The sequence below is a fragment of the Mesorhizobium argentiipisi (SeqCode) genome, from assembly GCF_037179585.1.
GTDB lineage: Bacteria > Pseudomonadota > Alphaproteobacteria > Rhizobiales > Rhizobiaceae > Mesorhizobium > Mesorhizobium argentiipisi.
The window spans coordinates 328,515-347,908 of sequence record NZ_JAPYKO010000002.1; the positions used below are offsets into that span (position 1 = coordinate 328,515).

Sequence of the window (19,394 nt, forward strand, 5' to 3'; positions counted from 1 at the left end):
TTTGTTCTTGGCGATCGCCCGCGCGACCGCAGGGCGAAGCCCGAGGACGCGCAGGCAAAAGATGTGGATCGCCTTAGTTCTTCGCCTTGTCGACCAGTTTGTTCTTGGCGATCACCCGCGCGACCGCAGGGCGAAGCCCGAGGACGCGCAGGCAAAGGATGTGGATCGCCTTAGTTCTTGGCCTTGTCTACCAGCTTGTTCTTGGCGATCCACGGCATCATGGCGCGCAGCTTCGCGCCGACTTCCTCGATCTGGTGGCTGTCGTTGTTGCGGCGGATGCCCTTGAAGCGCGACAGGCCGGCCCGATATTCCTGCATCCATTCCGAGGTGAACTTGCCGGTCTGGATGTCCTTCAGGATGCGCTTCATCTCGGCTTTAGTGTCCGCGGTGATGATGCGCGGACCCGAGACATATTCGCCCCATTCGGCGGTGTTCGAGATCGAGTAGTTCATGTTGGCGATGCCGCCTTCATAGATCAGGTCGACGATCAGCTTCACCTCGTGCAGGCACTCGAAATAGGCCATCTCCGGCGCGTAGCCGGCTTCCACCAGCGTCTCGAAGCCGGCACGGATCAGTTCGACCAGGCCGCCGCACAGCACAACCTGCTCGCCGAACAGATCGGTCTCGCACTCCTCGCGGAAGTTGGTCTCGATGATGCCCGAACGGCCGCCGCCGACGCCGCAGGCATAGGAGAGCGCGAGATCGAGCGCGTTGCCCGAAGCGTCCTGGTTGACGGCGACCAGGCACGGCACGCCGCCGCCCTTCTGGTATTCGCCGCGCACCGTGTGGCCGGGGCCCTTTGGCGCGATCATGACGACGTCGACCGAGGCCTTCGGCTCGATCAGGCCGAAATGCACGTTGAGGCCGTGCGCGAAGGCGATCGCCGCGCCGTCGCGGATGTTCGGCGCGATCTCGTTTTTGTAGATGTCGGCCTGCAATTCGTCGGGCGTCGCCATCATCATCAGGTCGGCCCATTTGGCGGCGTCCGCCACGCTCATCACCTTGAGCCCGTCGGCCTCGACCTTCTTCGCGGTCGCCGAGCCGGCTTTCAGGCCGATGGCGATCTCCTTGACGCCGGAATCCTTGAGGTTGAGCGCATGCGCCCGACCCTGGCTGCCATAGCCGATGATGGCGACCTTCTTGCCCTTGATCAGATTGAGATCGGCGTCACGATCGTAATAGACACGCATTTTGGTCTTCCTTCCCTTTTGAAGATCAGAGGCTTTGCAGCCGGTTGTTTGCTCCGAAGAGAGCGAGAAACTGCTGCGTCGCGCGGCGGGCATCGCCGCCGATCGTCGCCTCAGTCAATTCCACGCGGTCGCCGAGCAGCAGACGGATCTGCACGTCGCGGCCGACCAGGCCGAAAAAAGTCCGGAACGCCGTCTCGGCGTCCTCGAAATCGAGCAGTCCTGCCTGCCGGCCGGCTTCAAGCACCGGCTTCAGGCGCTTGGCGAGCGCGAAGCGGCCATTCTGCAGCACGATGGCGCCGAGGTCATCTTTCCCGGAGCCGGCATGGCCGACCGCCACACGGTTGAGGGCGATCGACGTATCGCTGGAGATCACCTTAAGCCAGTCGGAGGCGAAGCGTTCGAGGCTTGCCGTCAGCGACGCGAGGTCGAGGCCCTTGCGATCGACCGGTGTCACACGCACCTTGGAGGCCTGCCACTGCACCGTAGCCGTCAGCAGCCCGTCGCGGTCGCCGAACCATTTGTAGAGCGTTTCCTTGGAACAACTGGCCCGCCGCGCCACCGCGGTCATGGTGAGGTTGTCGCCCTCCTCGACCAACAGGCGAAGCGCCGCATCCAGAACCGCCTGCTGGCGCTCCGTCAGCGTTTCGCTGTTGTCGATGTCGGCGCCTGCCTGCAGCACGTTCTTTTCCGGTTCTCCGGTCGCCCAGGGGCGTACCGTACGTTACGGTTCGGCTTATTGCGCATTCCGGCTTCTAACGCAAGGGGACCGCGGCGAAAAACGACCCGGCAGAACAACGAAGGGCTCGCCCGCTAATCGCTTATCGTCGGATCACGCAGCCGTCCGAGAAGGCTGGCCAATGTCTTCAGGTCCTGGGCTGAAAGCCTGTCGCCCATTTGGTCCGCGATCGAAGCGCCATAGACCGCCCAGATCCGGCGGCGCATCTCCCGGCCGCTTGCCGTGATGCGAACGGTCTGCCCGCGGCCGTCATCCGAGACGGGCAGCTTCTCGATCAGGCCGTCCATTTCCAGCCGGGCCAGCAGCCGTGAGACGCTATACTGCGCCAACAGGATACGGTCGATCAGCTCGAACGGCCGGAGTCCTCCCTCGCCCGCCTCTGCAAGCTCATGCAGCACGTCATACCAGGCGAGTGACGGCAGGCCGCTGGCTTTCAGCGCGTCCTCGGTCCTTTCGACCAGTTGGCGCGAGACGCGCACGAGGCGCGCCCAGGCGGCAATGGCTTCGGGCGATGGGGATTTCTTCTTCATCGGCGCAGCCTAGCGGATAGATGCAATTGCATCAAGCTTGACGATCGATGCAAATGCATCCATATAGATGCAATTGCATCGACAGGGAGCTCTCCGATGAAACATGAAATCTGCAAGATCGCCGATATCCCGCAGATTGGCAGCCTGATCGCGCCCTTCTTCGGCCGCGAGGTCCATGTCTGGCGCAGCGGCGAGCGCATCCGCGCCGCGGCCAATGTCTGCCTGCATTTCGGCGGACCGCTGGACTGCAAGGACGGCTCACTTGTCTGCCAATGGCATGGCGCGAAGTTCGGCATGGATAACGGCGAGCGTCTCGAAGGGCCGGCGCCGAAGGGTTCCCGCCTGATGTTCCTCTCGACCCGCGTCGAAGATGGCGCGCTCAACTATGTCTGGGGCGAGTGAGATGAGCGCCAGATTCACCCTCGTCAGCCATCATTTGTGCCCGTACGTCCAGCGCGCAGCGATCTCGCTCGCCGAAAAAGGCGTGCCGTTCGAGCGGGTCGATGTCGATCTTTCTGACAAGCCCGACTGGTTCAAGGCCGTCTCGCCGCTCGGCAAGGTGCCGCTGCTGCGCGTCCGGCATGGCAATGCGCAGGAAGTCATTTTCGAATCCGCCGTCATCCTCGAATTCCTCGAGGAGACGGAGGCCAATCCCTTGCATCCTGCCGATCCGCTGCTCCGGGCCAGGCATCGCGCCTGGCTCGAATTCGGCTCGGCAATCCTCAATGCCATCGGCCGCTTCTATTCCGCTGCCGATGAAGCTGCTTTCCTCCATGAAGGCGGAGGCTTGTCCGGCATGTTCGCGCGTGTGGAAGCAGAACTCGCGGCAAGGCAAAGCGGTCCGTGGTTCGCCGGAGATCGTTTCTCGCTGGTCGACGCCGTCTACGGACCGGTCTTCCGCTACTTCGACACGTTCGACCGCATCGGCGACTTCGGCATTCTCGACGGCAAGCCGCTCGTCCAGGCCTGGCGCGAGGCCTTGAGCAAACGCCGGTCGGTGAAGGAAGCCGTCGGCGCGGATTACCCGCAGCGGCTGCATGCCTTCCTGCAGGCAAGGGGAACTTATCTCTCCGAGATCATCCGGCTGCAGGCCATTGCAACTCCGCAAGCCCGATCCGCCTGAACGGATCGATCACCGTACTAGCGACCATGGCGGCAAGGAATTGCGGTCCCGGCGGGATTCTCGCCAGTGCCGCCACCATGCGGTCGCGGACAAAGGGCAAGGCTGCGGAGTCCGATTGATAGAACGGCGTCAACGACAACGACAGCCCCTGGAAGACGCGCACATGCCAACGGCGCGCGCTTGCATAGATCGCCAGCGCTTCATCGATGCCGTCCGCCTGCGCCAGCGCATGGCAGAGCGCGGCGGCGTCGAGCAGCGCCATATTCGCGCCTTGCCCGAGTTGCGGGCTGGTCGAATGCGCGGCGTCGCCGATGACGGCGAGCCGCCGGCCGCCCGGCAGCCGCATCGTGTGATGACCGTAGCGGGCGAGCGAGAGCTGCTCGAAACTGTCGATCTGGCCGGTGAAGGCCTCGCACTCCGGCCAGACCGAAACCACGCGCGCCTTCCATGCTTCGAGCCCCTCGGCCTTTACCTGTTCGGCATCGGCTGGCTTGAGGCTCCAGAAGAAAGCCGCCATGTCTTGCGCGCCAGGCTCGGGCCGGCCAATGGGCAGCACGCCGACCATTATGCTTGCCTTGTCGTAGCGCTGCAGCAGCGCGCTTTTGTCAAAGCCGTCCCGCCAGCCGAGCGACGCCCAGAATGCGCCATAGGCGAGCGGTCGCGGCATGGCGTTATCGCCGAGATATGACCGCAGTTTCGAGCGCGCGCCGCTGGCATCGACAATGAGGTCGAACGGTCCGAGCCGTCTGCCGTTGCCGCAGACCAGCGTCGCGCGCTCGGCCGTCTCCAGGGTCTCGACCTCGACATTGGTTTCGATGGCCATCGCTTCGCGCAAGGCAGCGCGGAAGAGCACGCCGAACAGCGCCGCCCGGTGGACCGCGAGGCCGAAGCGGCGGCCGCGCCGCGCGTCATAGCGGACTTCAAGCACCGTGCGTCCGTTCCTGGCATCGGTGCCGTGCAGCCGTTCGATGCGGCTGCCAAGCGAAAGAATCTCGTGGAGCAGGCCAAGATCGGCGAGCACGGTCAACCCGGTCGGCTGCAGGATCAGGCCGGAGCCGACCGGCTTCGGCGCGTCGAAGCGCTCGAAAACGGTGACCTTGTGCCCGGCTCGCTTCAGGTAAAGCGCCGCCGCCAGCCCGGCCGGACCAGCCCCGGCAATCGCGATCTCGTAAGACTTGCCCATCGTCCCCCACCCGACCCTGCGGGGACAATCCCGCTTGGAACGCGCCGGATCAATCGGGCGCTTTGACGCTCATATCGGGAAATCAGCCTTGGGCGGCGTCGAAGGCGGCGCGCGCATCCCGCACCGCGTCATGATTGAGTTCGGCCCATTGAAGGAGCTGTTGCAGAGGCAGGAACATCGAGCGCCCAAGATCGGTCAAGCTGTATTCGACGCTTGGCGGCTTGGTCGGGAACACTTCGCGATGCACATAGCCGTCGCGCTGCAGGTCGTAGAGCGTCTGCGTCAGCATGCGCTGGGAGATGTCGGGAACCAGCCGCCGCAACTCGCCGAATCGGTAGGGTTTTTCTGCCAGCGCCATGACCAGCAGCGAACTCCACTTGCCGCTGATGCCATGGATGACGTCACGGACCGGGCAGTCGGCGAAATTGCCGCCGTTCGTCATGGCCTTGTAGAGCTCGAGCTTGGCTTTCAGGTTGAAGATCTTGCTGTCCATGGCGACATCCGCTGATCGAAATTCGGCCGGCCGGAGTGGTTCCCTGACTGTGCCTACCTCCCGAAAAACTGCCTTCTTTACGGCTTGGGGTCAATTCCTATTTTAGTGCTGGTCTCTTTTTGAGACTACCAATGACCCGCCTCCGACGCAATTTTCAGGAATCTCCCATGACCGAAACCCTTCTCGTCACCGGCGCCTCCGGCCAGCTTGGCCGCGCCGTCATCAATCACTTGCTCGAAGCGCAAAAAATTGCCCCAGCCAGCATCATCGCCACCACGCGCAACCCGGAAAATCTCGCCGATCTGGCTGCGCGGGGCATCGCTGTTAGAGCCGCCGACTTCGACGATACGGCTTCGCTGGAAGAAGCGTTCACAGGCGCCGACCGGGTGCTTGTCATCTCGACCGGCGAGCTCGACCTGAAAAGCGACCGGCGTTTGAAACAACATCAGGCAGCGGTGGCGGCGGCCAAGGCGGCCGGTGTTGCGCATTTGCTCTACACCTCGATGCCCAATCCCGAGCCGGGCTCGCCCGTGCTGTTTGCCGGCGACCATTACGGCACCGAGCAGGCGATCAAGGCAAGCGGCATCCCCTACACCATCTTCCGCAACGGCTGGTACCAGGAGAACCTGTTCATGTCGCTGCCGCATGCCATTTCGTCGGGCAAGTGGTACACGTCGGCCGCCGACGGGCGCGTCGCCCACAGCGCGCGCGACGATATGGCGGCCGCCATCGCCGCCGGCCTCGCGTCCGGTTCCAAGGAAAGCCACATCTACACGCTGACCGGCCCGCAGGCCTATACCACCAACGAAATTGCAGCGCTGGTAAGCGAGGTGACCGGCAAGCCGCTGGAGGTCATCCAACTGCCGGACGAGACGCTGACAGAAGGCGTCAAGGCGGCAGGCGTTCCCGAGGATTTCGCCCGCATCATTGTCTCCTTCGATGTGAACACCCGCGCCGGGCGCATAGGCGAGGTGACCGATGCCGTCGAGAGACTCTCGGGCCGCAAGCCGCGGACGCTGAAGCAGTTCCTCGAAGCGAACAAGACTGCCCTGCTCGGCTGAAGTCTGGCGCGCCTGGAAGGTCGTCCCCCCGGCGCGCTTCACTTCGATTTCTTGAGCAATCCGAGCCGGATCAGGCTTCTACCGGTCGCGACAAGCGCGTCTTCCCGAGATGCGGCGTCCAGCCGCGGCCGGCGCGGCCCAGCCTCTCAGATCGCGACCTGCGTACCGATTTCGACCACGCGTCCGGTGGGGATCTGGAAATATTCCGTCGCGTCCGCCGCGGTTCGCGCCAGGCCGATGAACAGCCGGTCCTGCCAGACCGGCATGCCGGAATTGGGCGAGGCCTTCAATGAGCGCCGCGACAGGAAGAAGGACGTCGTCATGATGTCGAACTTCCAGCCCTGCTTGCGGCAGATGGCCAAGGCGCGCGGAATATTGGGCTGTTCCATATAGCCGAAGGTCAGCGTCACACGCATGAAAAGCTCGTTGACGGTCTCCAGCTTCACGCGCTCGCTGTCGGGCACGACCGGCTGCGGCGCCGTCACCACCGACAGGATGACGTTCTTTTCGTGCAGCACCTTGTAATGCTTCAGGCTGTGCATCAGCGCGGTCGGTGCGCTCAGCGGATCGCTGGTCAGGAACACAGCGGTGCCTGAGACCAGCTGCGGCTTTTTCTTCAACAGGTTTCCCGCCAGGAAGTCGAGCGGGATCTCGTTGCGGCGGGTCTTGTCGAACAAATAGCGGCTGCCGCGCACCCAGGTCCACATGCCGAGGATGATGGCGAACGCGACCGCGAGCGAGGCCCAGCCGCCCTCGAACACTTTGACGATGTTGGAGGCGAAGAAGCCGATGTCGATGAAGGCAAACAGCACGGTCAGCGCCACGGCTCGCCACAGCGGCCATTTCCAGATGCGGGCCATGACCACGAAAAGCAGCACGGTCGTCACCAGCATGTTGCCGGTGACCGAGATGCCGTAAGCCGAAGCGAGCTTGCTGGACTCGCCGAAGCCGACCACCAGCAGCATCACCACCAGCGCCAGCAGCATATTGACACGCGGCATATAAACCTGGCCGGACTGCTTTTCCGACGTATGCAGAATTTCGAGCCGCGGCAGCATGTTGAGCTGCACCGCCTGCCGCGTCAGCGAATAGGCGCCGGAGATGACCGCCTGGCTGGCGATGACGGTCGCCGCCGTCGCCAGCACCACCATTGGGACGAGCGCCCAGCCCTCGTTCATTTCGAAGAACGGATGGCCGACCATGCCGCCCTTGGCGAGCACATAGGCGCCCTGCCCGGCATAGTTCAGGAGCAGGCAGGGAAAGACGATCGCCAGCCACGCCAGCACGATCGGCTTGCGGCCGAAATGGCCAAGGTCGGCATAGAGCGCCTCGGCGCCGGTGACCGCCAGGAAAATCGCGCCGATGGTGACGAAGGCGACGTCGGGCGAGTGGATCAGGAAAGCGACGATGTAATGCGGGCTGATCGCCCACAGGATCTCCGGATCGGCAATGATGTGGTTCAGCCCGGAAAGGCCGATCGCCAGGAACCAGACGGCCGTGATCGGACCGAAGATCATGGCGACGCCGCCCGTGCCGAACCGCTGCACGGCAAACAGGATGGCGAGGATAAGCAGGGTCAGCGGAACGACGTAGGGCTGGAAGGCCGGCGTGACGACATTCATGCCTTCGACCGCCGACAGCACGGAGATGGCCGGCGTGATGACGGCGTCGCCGAAAAACAGCGACGCTCCGGCAATGCCGACCGCAAGGATGATTGCCGAGCGGCTCGAAAAACTGCTGCGCGCAAGCGCCATCAGCGACAGCACGCCGCCCTCGCCGCGGTTGTCGGCACGCAGGACGAACATGATGTATTTGATCGTGACGATGATCGTCAGCGACCAGATGATCAAGGACAGCACGCCCAGAATGTCGCCGCGATCGGCGGCCGCGCCGCGCGAGGATGCCACCAACGCTTCGCGAAACGCGTAGATCGGGCTGGTGCCGATATCGCCATAGACTATGCCCAGTGCGCCAAGCATGAGAACCTTGGTGCTGTGCTGCTCGATTTCCGCGTGGCTCGATTGGTCGACGGGCTCTGCGTCTGCACTACCATTGGCAAAGGCCATGGACGACACTCCGATAAAACGCGCGGTGCTCTACGCTTGCTGCAGTGCAATATCAAGTGCCCTGACGTAAGGGCTCCCATGCCGCCGACGCACGGCTTCAAGTTTCGGAACGGCCGGACCTCTTCATCCGGCGAAAATCAGTTTCGTCAGATCGCGACCTGCGTACCGATTTCGACCACGCGTCCGGTGGGAATCTGGAAATATTCCGTCGCGTCCGCCGCGGTTCGCGCCAGGCCGATGAACAGCCGGTCCTGCCAGACCGGCATGCCGGAATTGGGCGAGGCCTTCAATGAGCGCCGCGACAGGAAGAAGGACGTCGTCATGATGTCGAACTTCCACCCTTGCTTGCGGCAGATGGCCAAGGCGCGCGGAATGTTGGGCTGCTCCATGTAGCCGAAAGTCAGCGTCACGCGCATGAACAGCTCGTTGACGGTTTCGAGCTTCACGCGCTCGCTGTCGGGCACAACCGGCTGCGGCGCCGTCACCACCGAAAGGATGACGTTCTTTTCGTGCAGCACCTTGTAATGCTTCAGGCTGTGCATCAGCGCGGTCGGCGCGCTCAGCGGATCGCTGGTCAGGAACACGGCGGTGCCTGAGACCAGCTGCGGCTTCTTCTTCAACAGGTTCGCCGCCAGGAAATCGAGCGGGATCTCGTTGCGGCGGGTCTTGTCGAACAAATAGCGGCTGCCGCGGATCCAGGTCCACATGATCAGGCCCATGATCGAGGCGACCGTGATCGACACCCAGCCGCCCTCGACGATCTTGACGACATTGGCCGAGAAGAAGCCGAGATCGATGACGCCGAACAGCAACGCCAGCGCCAGTGCGGCCGCAACCTGCCATTTCCAGAGCCAGCGCATCACCACGAACAAAAGGATCGTCGTCATCAGCATCTCGCCGGTCACCGAAATGCCGTAAGCGGAGGCAAGCGCGCTCGAGCTGCCGAAGCCCACGACCAGAAGCATCACGCCGAGCGCGACCAGAAGGTTGACCCTCGGCATATAGATCTGACCGCTCTGCATCTCGGATGTGTGCTGCACCTCGATGCGGGGCAGAAGGTTGAGCTGCACCGCCTGCCTTGTCAGCGAGAAGGCGCCGGAAATGACGGCCTGGCTGGCGATGACCGTGGCCGCGGTCGCCAGGCCGACCATCGGCATCAGCGCCCATCCGGGCAGCATCTGGAAGAACGGGTTGGTGGGCTTGCCGCCATGCGAGAGCACGAAGGCGCCCTGCCCGAAATAATTCAAGAGCAGGCAAGGAAAGACGATTGCGAACCAGGCCATCACGATCGGCTTGCGGCCGAAATGGCCAAGGTCGACATAGAGCGCCTCGGCGCCCGTCACCGCTAGGAACACGGCGCCGACGGTGACGAACGCGCCTGTCGGCGTGGTGGCCAGATAATAGATCGCGTTATAGGGATTGATCGCCAGGAAAACGGACGGGTCGTCGACGATATGATAAACGCCGGCCGCGCCGATCGCCACGAACCACGTCGCCGTCACGGGTCCGAACACCGCCGCCACCTTGCCCGTGCCGAAGCGTTGCACGGCGAAAAGCACGGCCAGGATGACCAGCGTGATCGGGACCACATAGGCATCAAGCGCCGGGGTGACGACTTTCAGGCCCTCAACCGCCGAAAGCACCGAGATCGCCGGCGTGATGATCGAATCGCCGAAGAACAGCGCGGCCCCGCAAAGCCCGATCACCAGGATGAGGCGTGAGCCGGCAGGATAGGCGCTGCGCGCCAGCGACATCAGCGACAGCGTGCCGCCCTCGCCCTTGTTGTCGGCCCTGAGCACGAAGGCGACATATTTGATCGTGACGATGATGGTGAGCGCCCAGACGATCAGCGACAGCACGCCGAGCACATCGTGGCGGGCGACCGAGCTCGACGAGGCATGCAGCGCCTCGCGGAAGGCGTAGATCGGGCTCGTGCCGATATCGCCATAGACGACGCCCAGCGCGCCAAGCATGAGCACCTTGGTGCTGTGCTGCCGTTCGGTTTCGGCATGGCCCGAGCGTTCGAGGGATTCCGTTTCGCCGGCGTTGGCTAGCACCATGAACCCCACTTCACCGGATTCGTCACGCTCCGAGGTCGCCGCAAGGCGCGGGATGCACCAAGACTGCCGAAACTACGCAAGGCGCCCTACCATCCGCAGGCCTTCAAGAACCGCCCGACCGTGCCGGCCATGCCATACTCGAGCGCATCCGCTGTCAACCCATGTCCGATCGATACTTCGGCCAATGCCGGGATGCGTTTGGCCAATGCCGGCAGATTTTTCACGGTCAGATCGTGGCCGGCATTGACGCCGAGCCCGGCCTTGAATGCGGCATCGGCGGTTTTTCCCAGTCTTTCCAGTTCTTTCGCCGCCTTTGCGGCATCGGAATGGAAACCTCCATACGGCCCGGTGTAGAGCTCGATGCGGTCGGCGCCGGTGTCGCGAGCCGCGTTGACGCCGTCCGGATCCGCATCGGCAAACAGCGACACGCGGAAACCGCCCTTCTTCAACCGCTTGACGATCGGAGTGAGGAACGCCGCCTGGGCGACGAAGTTCCAGCCATGGTCAGAAGTCGCCTGCGCCGGGTCGTCCGGCACCAGTGTCACTTGCTCGGGCTGGTTCTTTTCGACAAGCGCCAGGAAATCCTCGGTCGGATAGCCCTCGATGTTGAACTCCGCGCCCGGAAACTCGTCGTCGATCAGCGCCCTGATCTCCGGCAGGTCGGAATGCCTGGTGTGCCGCTCGTCGGGCCTGGGATGCACCGTCAGCCCATGCGCGCCGGCGGCAAGCGCAATGCGGCCAAGCCCGGTGACGCTCGGCCATGGCAGGTCGCGACGATTGCGCAGCATGGCGACGGCGTTGAGATTGACCGAAAGCTTGGCAGGCATGAACTGGGTCCAGTGGATCGGCGGGCATCTATACCGCCTTTGACGGGAACAGATAGAGGGTTTCGCGTGTTCCAGGGGATAGTTGGAGGCTAAACCTCTCTGTTTTAACGCAATTCCGGACGGAAAACCGCTTCGTACTTTCCTGGAATTGCTCGAGCGCAAGGATTTACCAGTGAATTTCCTCGAAGCCGTGCCGGCGATCCGTCGCATCGAGACCAACCGCGACGCGCTTTTCGCCATCGATGTCGTCGGCGATGTCTCGCCGGCCGATGCCGAAAACCTGTTCGGCCTGCTGGAGGCCGCCTTTGCGCTGCATCCGAGGATCGACGTGCTGGTGCGGCTGACCGATGAGGAAAGCGTCGACTGGGCCAACATTTCGAAGGACACGCTCCGGCAGGGAGTCGCCGACGCGGTGGAACATGTCGTGCGCTGCGCCGTCATCGGCGAGCCGAGTTGGGCCTCCCTCGTCGCCGGCGTTTTCCCAAAGACGCTGCCTTTCGAATTCAGGCGCTTCGATGTGGACGACGAGGAAGCCGCCTGGCAGTGGCTTGGCGCAAGGCCGACCTGACATTCGCAGTCGTCAGCGAACGACCGTCAGCCGCTCGGCGGCACGGGTAATTGCGGTATAGAGCCAGCGCTGGCGGGTTTCCTTGAACGCCCAGCTCTCGTCGAACAGCACGACGTCGTTCCACTGCGAGCCCTGCGCCTTGTGCACGGTCAAAGCGTAGCCATAGTCGAAATCGTCGAAACGCTTCTTCTGCTGCCAGGGGATTTCGGCGTCCGGATCCTCGAACGCCGCCTTGAGCAGCTTGATCTTGGCGACGCCGCGGTCGGGATCGTCCTCCTCCGGCGAGACCAGAAGATTGATGCCGGGCTTCACCGTCTCGCGCGACGAAGTCATCACCTTCCACAGCGAGCCGTTGAGCAGCCCCTTGGCGGGGTCGTTGCGTAGGCAGACAAGCTTGTCGCCGGCTTGCGGGAAATCGGCGCTGAACCCCTTCAGCTCGCGCAGCCTTTGATTGTAGCGCCGGCGGGTGCGGTTGGTGCCGACCAACACCTGGTCGGCCTTGAGCACCAGTTCTTGGTTGACTGCTTCCCTGCCGATCACCTGAGCCATGCCATAGTCGCCATGCATGAATTCGCGGCCTTCGCGCACGTCGAGCGCAAGCCGGATGATCGGATTGTCGCGCGCCTGGCGGTGGATTTCCGTCAACAGCACATCCGGTTCGTGCTCGGTGAAGAAGCCGCCGCCCGAGATCGGCGGCAACTGCGCCGGGTCGCCGAGCACCAGGATCGGCGTGCCGAAACTCTGCAGGTCGCGGCCGAGCTGCTCGTCGACCATAGAGCATTCGTCGATGACGACGAGCTTGGCGCGCGAAATCGGGCTTTGCCGGTTGAGCGAGAAGGTCGGCGACATCGATGTCTTGCCGGTCACCTCGTCCTCGACCGATTCCTCGCCTTTCGGCCTGTAGATCAGCGAATGGATCGTGCGGGCGTTTGTCGCCCCTTTCGAGCGCAGCACCTGCGCCGCCTTGCCGGTGAAGGCGGCGAACTGGACCTGGCCGTCGACGTGCTCGGCGAAATAGCGCGCCAGCGTCGTCTTGCCGGTGCCGGCATAGCCGAACAGCCGAAAGACCTGCGGCCGGCCCTCTTTGAGCCAGCGCCCGACCGCTTTCAGGGCCTCATCCTGTTGGGGAGAAAATTCCATCAATGCGACAGACCGGATTCGCTGACGAAAGACAAGATTGGTCGCCATATCGACCATTGTCGGCTGCGAGCGCTAGCCTCGACAACTCAGGCTATCAGCGACAAACCGGAACGTAAAGAGAACAAAGACGATCTATCGGCCCGCGCCCGGATCATTCTCCAACAGGATCGGCTTGCCATGTGGCGTCGCATGCGCGGCGCGTTCCCAGGCGGCGGCCAGTTCATCCACCTCGCCCTTGCGGGCGACACCCTTCCTGGACAAAAGCTTCTCCAGCGCCGCCAGCCAATGCTCGTAGTAGTCGTGACCGTCCGTTGCCGCGCCCGGCTGCTTCACCTCGGCCGAAAGCGCCTCCGCCCATTCGCTCCACGAAAACAGGCCCTTGTCGTGCAACGCAACCGTCAGGGCGAAGGCTTCGGCCTGCCATGGCTCGGCAAAGACCGGCTCATCGAAACCAGCCGGCAACGTACCTTCATGCCGGCTCAAGATAACTCTGCCAGGCATCGATGGAGACGCTGAGCGTTGGATCGGCACCCTCGCCCCAGATCTCGCTCCCGTCGAACACCACGGTATAGACCCATTGCGGGTTCTCGCCCTTGCCGTGCGCATTGCTGTCGGGGAAGACGAAGCCGTCACGCACCGCCTCGATCCTCCCCTTCTTGCCGCGCGCATAGCGCGGCAGGCGCGTATGTCCGGTCGGGTTGAAATTCTTCGTCCGCACGGGGTCGCCAGCCCGAAAACGCGCCGGCGCGGCGACCGGCCGGTCGCACGGTCCGCCCTTGGCGAGTACCGCCGGCACATCCGCCGCCTTCAGCACTCTCTTTGGCGTCACGGCGGGATCGACGGCCTTGCCGGCGGCAAGATCGCGCTCGGTAACGAAGCCGTGGCGTTTCAGGAGCGTTTCCAGCGCCTTGATCCAGATCTGGTAGTAGCTCGATGAATAATAGTCGGCCGGATGCAGCGATTCCCGCGCATGCCGGCTCTCGTCGATGTTCCAGGCCCCCATGGACCCGGCGGTGAGTGTCACGCCGAGCGCCCGTCTTTCCCATGCGGCGTGGAAATAAGGCTCGTCCTTCTCGGGCGCGACCGGCCCAAAGCCCATCTGCCCGCCGAGATCCTGCGGCCCGTTCATGCCGGCTCCCCTTCCGGCTCTCTGGCAAGCGCGGTGCCGATCATCGCATCGCGGCTGACCAGTCCGGCGAGTTGTTCCTCGCTCCAGCCCTCGGTTCCCTTGGGTCGCATCGGCACCACGAGGTAGCGAAGCTCGGCGGTGGAATCCCAGACGCGGATTTTCTTCTGCGCCGGCAGTGTCAGTCCGAACTCCTCCAGCACGCCACGCGGATCGATCACTGCCCGCGACCTGTAGGGCGGCGCCTTGTACCAGACCGGCGGCAGGCCGAGCACCGACCACGGATAGCAGGAGCAGAGCGTGCAGACGACGAGATTGTGCGTCTCCTCGGTGTTGAACACGGCCTGCATATGCTCGCCCTGGCGCCCGGTATAGGACAGCGACGCGATCGCCGCCGTCGCGTCGCGCCTGAGCCATTCGGCATAGGCGGGATCGTTCCAGGCCTTCGCCACCACCCGCGCGCCGTTGCGCGGGCCGATCTTCGTCTCATAGGTGTCGACAATGACGTCGATGGCCGCCGGATCGATTAGGCCCTTTTGGGTGAGGATCGTCTCCAGCGCGCGCACGCGCGCCGCGAACGGATCGAGCTCGTTGTCGTGGTCATGATCATGGGACATGGCCACAGACTAGGATCGGCTGCGGCCGGCCGCAAGCGCCACGGCTTGGGCCAGTCGGAGCGATCTACTCGGCCGCCGTCTTCTGCGGCTCGGGTTCGCCATCGAACAGCGAGGCTTGCTCGCCGCTTTCCACCACATGCAGCGCCGGCCGGCTCTTCTTCGACGAGAAGCTGAAAAGCCAGCCGGAGAAATTCTCGAAATAGACGTAGATCACCGGCGTCACGAACAGCGTCAGCGCCTGCGAGGCGAGCAGGCCGCCGACCACGGCAACGCCGAGCGGCTGGCGCAATTCGGCGCTGGCGCCGGTGCCGAGCGCGATCGGGAACGTGCCCATCAACGCCGCAAGCGTCGTCATCATGATGGGCCGGAAACGCATCAGGCAGGCTTTGTGTATGGAGTCCGTCGCCGACATGCCCTGCCGCCTGAGCTCCAGCGCGACGTCGACCATCATGATGCCGTTCTTCTTGACGATGCCGATCAGCATCAGGATGCCGATCACCGCGATCACCGACAGGTCCATGCCGGCGAAGCGCAGCGCCACCACCGCGCCGAGCACCGCCGACGGCAGGCCGGTGAGGATGGTGAGCGGGTGGATGAAGCTCTCATAGAGCATGCCGAGCACGATATAGATCGTCAGGATCGCGCCGCCGATCAGCAGTCCCTGGTTGGCCAGCGAATCCTGGAAGGTCTTGGCCGTGCCGGCAAAGCTCGTCGAGATCTCCTTCGGCATGCCGATCTGCTCTTTGAGCTGGTCGATGCGGGTCACCGTGTCGCCGAGCGACACCCCCTGCGGCAGGTTGTAGGAAATCGTCACCGCCGGAAGCTGACCGAGCTGATTGACGGTCAGCGCGCCGGCCGTGCGGTCGACATGCGCGAAGGCGCCGAGAGGCACAAGGCTGCCGCTCGCCGTCCGCATCTGGATGGCCAGCATCCGCTCGGGCGACCATTCGATCTTGGGATCGAGCTCGGTGATGACCTCATAGCTGTCGGCCGAACCGAAGATCGTCGAAACCTGGTCGGTGCCGAAGCCGCCGTAGAGGGCGGAACGCAGCGTGTCGGTGTCGATGCCGAGCTGGGCGGCTTTGTCGCGGTCGATCACAAGCGAGGCCTGCAATGCGTTGTTCTGCAAGTCGCTGGTGACGTCGATGAATTTCGTGTGGTCCGCGGCCATCGCGTCGTTCAGCTTCTGCGCCCAGATGTCGGTCTGGCGGGTATCCAGGCCCTGCACCACGAGCTGATAGGCGCTGGCCGACGACCGCGAGCCGAGCCGCAGGTTCTGCACGGGCTGCATATAGGTCTCGATGCCCGCCACGCCGGCCAGCTGGCGTCTGAGATCCGAAAGCACCTTCTCGATATTGGGTCGCTGATCCTTGCCCTTGAGCTGGACGAAGAGCTGGCCCTGGTTGAGCGCATTGTTGCCGCTGCCCGCTGACCAGGCCACATGGTCGACATAGGGCGACTTCGAAAACACGCTGGCCACCTGCCCTTGCAGCTTCGCCATGGCGTCGAACGAGATGTCCTGGCGCGCAAGCGTGGACACCGAGATCTGGCTGATATCCTCCTGCGGAAAGAAGCCTTTCGGCGAAACCTGGATCAGCCACACCGACGCTGCGGCGGTTGCGACGAAGACGAGGAACACCAGGAAAGTGTTTCGCAGGCAGAAGCCCAGGATCCGGTCATAGCCGCGCGTGATGAGGTCCGGCTTGTGACCGGGGGCGTGCTTTTCGCGATCGGCCTTGGTCACCGACAACAGGCGCGAGCAGAGCATCGGCGTCAGCGTTAGCGACACGAACATCGAGGCCAGGATGGCGACGGTCACCACGACGGCGAATTCGTTGAAGATGCGGCCGATGACGCCGCCCATCAGAAGCACCGGTATGAACACCGCCACCAGCGAGATCGAGATCGAGATGATGGTGAAGCCGATTTCGCGCGCGCCCTTCAGCGCGGCGTCGAAAGCCGGCAGCCCGTCCTCTTCCATGTGACGGAAGATGTTTTCCAGCATGACGATGGCGTCGTCCACGACAAGGCCGACGGCTAGCGTCAGTCCCATCAGCGAGATGTTGTCGATCGAGAAGCCGAACAGGAACATCGCGCCAAGCGTGGCGATCAGCGAGATCGGCACCGCCACCGCCGGGATGATCGTCGCCGTCACCCGGCGCAGGAACACGAAGATCACCAGCACCACCAGCGCGATGGTCAGGAGCAGCGTGAACTGAACGTCGTCAACGGCCTGGCGGATTGATGTCGAGCGGTCGTTGAGCAGCTTGATCTGGGCGGCGGCCGGCATCTGCTCCTGGAAGGACGGCAGCATCGCCTTGACCTTGTCGACGACATCGACGGTATTGGCGTCGGGCTGGCGCTGCACGGCCATGATGATCGCGCGCGTGCCGTCATACCAGCTCGCTGTCGTCGTGGTCTGCACGGAATCGACGACGCGCGTCACCTCGCCCAGCCGCACCGGGCGGCCGTTCTTGGTGGCGATGATGAGGTTGGAGAAGCCTGCGGCGTCGGTGAGCTGCGTGTTGGCGGTAATCGTCAGCTGCTGCTTGTTGTTCTGCAGCACGCCGAGCGGGGTGTTGCTGTTGGCCGAAGTGATCGCAGCCTGCAACTGATCGATCGAGATGCCGCGCGCGGCCAGCGCGGTCGGATCGATCTGGATGCGCACGGCATATTTCTGCTGCCCGAAGATCGAGACCTGGGCCACGCCGTCGATGGTCGACAGCGAAGGCGAGATGACGTTTTCCGCGAAGGCGTCGAGATCCGTCAGCGGGACCGTGTCGCTGACCAACGACATCAGGAGGATCGGCGCATCGGCAGGATTGACCTTGCGATAGCTTGGCGGCGAGGTCATTTCCGGGGGCAGCGATTTTTGCGTCCGCGCGATCGCCGCCTGCACGTCCGCGGCCGCCGCATCGATGTCGCGGTTGAGCACGAACTGGATGGCGATCGAGGTCTGGCCGAGCGAATTGGTGGTCGAGATCGAATCGATGCCGGCGATTGTCGCGAACTGCTTGATCAGCGGCGTCGCCACCGATGTCGCCATCGTCTCGGGCGAGGCGCCGGGCAGGCTGGCCGAAACGTTGACCACCGGAAATTCGGCGCTGGGCAGTGCCGCCACCGGCAGGAACTTGTAGGCAAAAATACCGCCCAGAATAAGGGCGAACGACATCAGAAGGGTAGCGACAGGCTTGCGGATGCAGAATTCGGAGATCATTGGCTCGCCCCGCCGGCCTTGTCTGCCTCCGCGACTTTGGGCGATGCCTGATCCCCGGATCCGGCCGCCGCTTTGCCTTCATGCACCGCCGCGCCGTTTTTCAACCGTGTCTGGCCTTCGACGACGACCTTCTCGCCGCTCTTGAGGCCATCGCTGATGGCGCTGTTTTGGCCCTCCGTCAGCGCCACCTGCACCGGCCGCATCTCGACGGTGTTGTCCGGTTTGACCACATAGACGAAGGGGCCCTTCTGGCTCGGCTGCACCGCGACCGTCGGAACCGAGGTCATCTGCGGCATCATGCCGGCGTCGAGCACCACGTTCACATACTGCCCAGGCCACAGCGAAAGATCCGGATTCGGTATGCTCGCCCGCGTGGCGATGGTGCCGGAGGCCGTGTCGACGCTGGAATCGACGAAATCGAGCGTGCCCTTGCCGATCGGCGTGGGATCGCCGTTTTTGGTCAGCGTCACGTCGCCTTGCTGCGGGTCGGCGAGCGCCTTATGCAACAGAGCAAGGTTGCTCTCGGGCAGCGTGAAGTTCACCTGCAGCGGATCCATCTGCGTGATGGTGACCAGCGGCGTCGAGCTGCTCGCGTTGCCGTTGCTGGTGGTGACGAGATCGCCGACCGACACATTGATGGCGCCAAGCCGGCCCGAGATCGGCGCGGTAATTGTTGCATAGCTCAATTGCACCGTGTCGGCATCGATGGTCGCCTTGTCGGCATCGATCGTGGCGGCCGCGGCCTTCTGCGCCGCCAGCGCCTGATCGTAGGTCTGCTGCGTGCCGGCCTGCTTGGCGACGAGATCCTTCGCGCGCTGCAGATCGGCCTGGGCGCTCACCAGCATCGCCTGGTCCTTGGTGAGTTGCGCCTGATCCTTGGCAAGCTGCGCCTTCAGCGCGCGGTCATCGAGCGAAATGAGCAGATCGCCGGCCTTGACCATCTGCCCGTCCTTGACCGCGATGGACACGATCTGGCTGGAAACACGGGCATTGATATTGACCACCTCCGGTGACGAGACGAAGCCGATGGCATAGCGGCGTATCGGAAAATCGGCGGTCGTCGCGGTGGCGGAGACGATCGAGGCCGAACGCGGGCCACTGCTTTTCGCATTGTCCGAGGCCCCAGCCGCTTTATCGCCGCTCGCCGTCTTGTCCGCGGTGGCCACGTCAGCCTGCTTGCCCGAAATCAGCTGCTGGACCTTGGCCAACGTCGTGGGCGAAAGATAGAGCCCGGCACCCGCCAGGCAGGCGGCCGCAACAACTGCAAAGGCGATTTTTCCGCGCATCGACAAATAAGCCTTCTACCCCACACGCCGATCCCGGTGGTCCATTCTAGCTCGCTTCACGACCTCGTGCCGCGATTTTCGTGGAGTAGATAGGACATGGCTTTGGCGGAAAAGGGCCAAAACGGGGCATTACGAAGATTTAATGTGCACTGCACAATGGCTAGGCAGCCG

Annotated in this window: 18 protein-coding genes; 4 read left to right on the forward strand and 14 right to left on the reverse strand. The window is 63.6% G+C overall.

Annotated features, from left to right (window positions below; all coding sequences use genetic code 11):
• Positions 1-170 precede the first annotated feature (170 nt).
• The 3 genes from ilvC to O7A05_RS04500 all read right to left on the reverse strand — a co-directional run bounded on the left by ilvC (position 171) and on the right by O7A05_RS04500 (position 2,456).
• Positions 171-1,190, reverse strand: a complete 1,020-nt coding sequence (gene ilvC, locus O7A05_RS04490; protein ID WP_292342380.1) for a ketol-acid reductoisomerase — start codon at positions 1,188-1,190, stop codon at positions 171-173.
• 25 nt (positions 1,191-1,215) lie between these two features.
• Positions 1,216-1,866 carry a TetR/AcrR family transcriptional regulator gene (locus O7A05_RS04495; protein WP_415926957.1) on the reverse strand — a complete coding sequence of 217 codons (651 nt, stop codon included), beginning with the start codon at positions 1,864-1,866 and terminating at the stop codon, positions 1,216-1,218.
• A 134-nt stretch (positions 1,867-2,000) separates the two neighbouring features.
• A complete protein-coding gene (locus O7A05_RS04500) occupies positions 2,001-2,456 on the reverse strand; it encodes a MarR family winged helix-turn-helix transcriptional regulator (protein WP_337091760.1) in 456 nt (151 codons plus the stop codon).
• Positions 2,457-2,552: 96 nt separating this feature from the next.
• On the opposite strand from O7A05_RS04500, the gene O7A05_RS04505 reads away from it, so the two are divergent.
• Complete coding sequence (locus O7A05_RS04505) at positions 2,553-2,858, forward strand: Rieske (2Fe-2S) protein (protein ID WP_337091761.1); 306 nt, start codon at positions 2,553-2,555, stop codon at positions 2,856-2,858.
• A gap of 1 nt (position 2,859) precedes the next feature.
• A complete protein-coding gene (locus O7A05_RS04510) occupies positions 2,860-3,579 on the forward strand; it encodes a glutathione S-transferase family protein (RefSeq protein ID WP_337091762.1) in 720 nt (239 codons plus the stop codon).
• Here O7A05_RS04510 and O7A05_RS04515 read toward each other — a convergent pair.
• Positions 3,533-4,762: an FAD-dependent oxidoreductase gene (locus tag O7A05_RS04515; protein WP_337091763.1), complete on the reverse strand. Its 1,230-nt coding sequence runs from the start codon at positions 4,760-4,762 to the stop codon at positions 3,533-3,535. The two genes, O7A05_RS04510 and O7A05_RS04515, sit on opposite strands and share 47 nt — an antisense overlap.
• A gap of 82 nt (positions 4,763-4,844) precedes the next feature.
• Complete coding sequence (locus O7A05_RS04520; RefSeq protein ID WP_337091764.1) at positions 4,845-5,255, reverse strand: winged helix-turn-helix transcriptional regulator; 411 nt, start codon at positions 5,253-5,255, stop codon at positions 4,845-4,847.
• Positions 5,256-5,422: 167 nt separating this feature from the next.
• Between O7A05_RS04520 and O7A05_RS04525 the strand changes: the two genes are divergently transcribed.
• Positions 5,423-6,316, forward strand: coding sequence for an SDR family oxidoreductase (locus tag O7A05_RS04525; RefSeq protein ID WP_337091767.1), 894 nt, complete (start codon positions 5,423-5,425; stop codon positions 6,314-6,316).
• Positions 6,317-6,462: 146 nt separating this feature from the next.
• On the opposite strand, the gene O7A05_RS04530 is transcribed toward O7A05_RS04525, so the two are convergent.
• From O7A05_RS04530 to O7A05_RS04540, 3 genes are all read right to left on the reverse strand, one after another.
• Positions 6,463-8,382 carry a potassium transporter Kup gene (locus O7A05_RS04530; protein WP_337091768.1) on the reverse strand — a complete coding sequence of 640 codons (1,920 nt, stop codon included), beginning with the start codon at positions 8,380-8,382 and terminating at the stop codon, positions 6,463-6,465.
• A gap of 146 nt (positions 8,383-8,528) precedes the next feature.
• A complete protein-coding gene (locus tag O7A05_RS04535; RefSeq protein ID WP_337091769.1) occupies positions 8,529-10,442 on the reverse strand; it encodes a potassium transporter Kup in 1,914 nt (637 codons plus the stop codon).
• A gap of 86 nt (positions 10,443-10,528) precedes the next feature.
• Complete coding sequence (locus tag O7A05_RS04540) at positions 10,529-11,269, reverse strand: pyridoxine 5'-phosphate synthase (RefSeq protein ID WP_337091770.1); 741 nt, start codon at positions 11,267-11,269, stop codon at positions 10,529-10,531.
• Between the two features lie 172 nt (positions 11,270-11,441).
• Here O7A05_RS04540 and O7A05_RS04545 point away from each other — a divergent pair, with 172 nt between their 5' ends.
• Positions 11,442-11,837, forward strand: coding sequence for a SpoIIAA family protein (locus O7A05_RS04545; protein ID WP_337091771.1), 396 nt, complete (start codon positions 11,442-11,444; stop codon positions 11,835-11,837).
• Between the two features lie 12 nt (positions 11,838-11,849).
• Here O7A05_RS04545 and O7A05_RS04550 read toward each other — a convergent pair whose 3' ends face one another.
• From O7A05_RS04550 to O7A05_RS04575, 6 genes are all read right to left on the reverse strand, one after another.
• Entirely contained in the window at positions 11,850-12,977 is a 1,128-nt protein-coding gene (locus O7A05_RS04550) for an ATP-dependent DNA helicase (protein ID WP_337091772.1), read from the reverse strand.
• Positions 12,978-13,109: 132 nt separating this feature from the next.
• Entirely contained in the window at positions 13,110-13,460 is a 351-nt protein-coding gene (locus tag O7A05_RS04555) for a nitrile hydratase accessory protein (RefSeq protein WP_337091773.1), read from the reverse strand.
• The gene (gene nthB, locus O7A05_RS04560; protein WP_337091774.1) at positions 13,447-14,106 is read right to left on the reverse strand and encodes a nitrile hydratase subunit beta; all 660 of its coding nucleotides are present in this window, start codon (positions 14,104-14,106) and stop codon (positions 13,447-13,449) included. The genes O7A05_RS04555 and nthB overlap by 14 nt, the downstream gene beginning before the upstream one ends.
• A complete protein-coding gene (gene nthA, locus O7A05_RS04565) occupies positions 14,103-14,720 on the reverse strand; it encodes a nitrile hydratase subunit alpha (protein WP_337091776.1) in 618 nt (205 codons plus the stop codon). The genes nthB and nthA overlap by 4 nt, the downstream gene beginning before the upstream one ends.
• A 64-nt stretch (positions 14,721-14,784) precedes the next feature.
• A complete protein-coding gene (locus tag O7A05_RS04570; RefSeq protein ID WP_337091777.1) occupies positions 14,785-17,937 on the reverse strand; it encodes an efflux RND transporter permease subunit in 3,153 nt (1,050 codons plus the stop codon).
• Positions 17,934-19,223 (reverse strand): efflux RND transporter periplasmic adaptor subunit, encoded by a 1,290-nt coding sequence (locus O7A05_RS04575; RefSeq protein ID WP_337091778.1) that lies wholly within the window; start codon positions 19,221-19,223, stop codon positions 17,934-17,936. Before O7A05_RS04575 ends, O7A05_RS04570 begins: the two co-directional genes overlap by 4 nt.
• Positions 19,224-19,394: the final 171 nt, after the last annotated feature.

Coding starts and splice junctions, on each gene's coding strand:
- O7A05_RS04575 (WP_337091778.1), bottom strand. CDS start 19,223: ATGCGCGGAAAAATCGCCTTTGCAGTTGTTGCGGCCGCCTGCCTGGCG.
- nthB (WP_337091774.1), bottom strand. CDS start 14,106: ATGAACGGGCCGCAGGATCTCGGCGGGCAGATGGGCTTTGGGCCGGTC.
- O7A05_RS04525 (WP_337091767.1), top strand. CDS start 5,423: ATGACCGAAACCCTTCTCGTCACCGGCGCCTCCGGCCAGCTTGGCCGC.
- O7A05_RS04515 (WP_337091763.1), bottom strand. CDS start 4,762: ATGGGCAAGTCTTACGAGATCGCGATTGCCGGGGCTGGTCCGGCCGGG.
- O7A05_RS04520 (WP_337091764.1), bottom strand. CDS start 5,255: ATGGACAGCAAGATCTTCAACCTGAAAGCCAAGCTCGAGCTCTACAAG.
- nthA (WP_337091776.1), bottom strand. CDS start 14,720: ATGTCCCATGATCATGACCACGACAACGAGCTCGATCCGTTCGCGGCG.
- ilvC (WP_292342380.1), bottom strand. CDS start 1,190: ATGCGTGTCTATTACGATCGTGACGCCGATCTCAATCTGATCAAGGGC.
- O7A05_RS04500 (WP_337091760.1), bottom strand. CDS start 2,456: ATGAAGAAGAAATCCCCATCGCCCGAAGCCATTGCCGCCTGGGCGCGC.
- O7A05_RS04570 (WP_337091777.1), bottom strand. CDS start 17,937: ATGATCTCCGAATTCTGCATCCGCAAGCCTGTCGCTACCCTTCTGATG.
- O7A05_RS04535 (WP_337091769.1), bottom strand. CDS start 10,442: ATGGTGCTAGCCAACGCCGGCGAAACGGAATCCCTCGAACGCTCGGGC.
- O7A05_RS04505 (WP_337091761.1), top strand. CDS start 2,553: ATGAAACATGAAATCTGCAAGATCGCCGATATCCCGCAGATTGGCAGC.
- O7A05_RS04540 (WP_337091770.1), bottom strand. CDS start 11,269: ATGCCTGCCAAGCTTTCGGTCAATCTCAACGCCGTCGCCATGCTGCGC.
- O7A05_RS04510 (WP_337091762.1), top strand. CDS start 2,860: ATGAGCGCCAGATTCACCCTCGTCAGCCATCATTTGTGCCCGTACGTC.
- O7A05_RS04550 (WP_337091772.1), bottom strand. CDS start 12,977: ATGGAATTTTCTCCCCAACAGGATGAGGCCCTGAAAGCGGTCGGGCGC.
- O7A05_RS04530 (WP_337091768.1), bottom strand. CDS start 8,382: ATGGCCTTTGCCAATGGTAGTGCAGACGCAGAGCCCGTCGACCAATCG.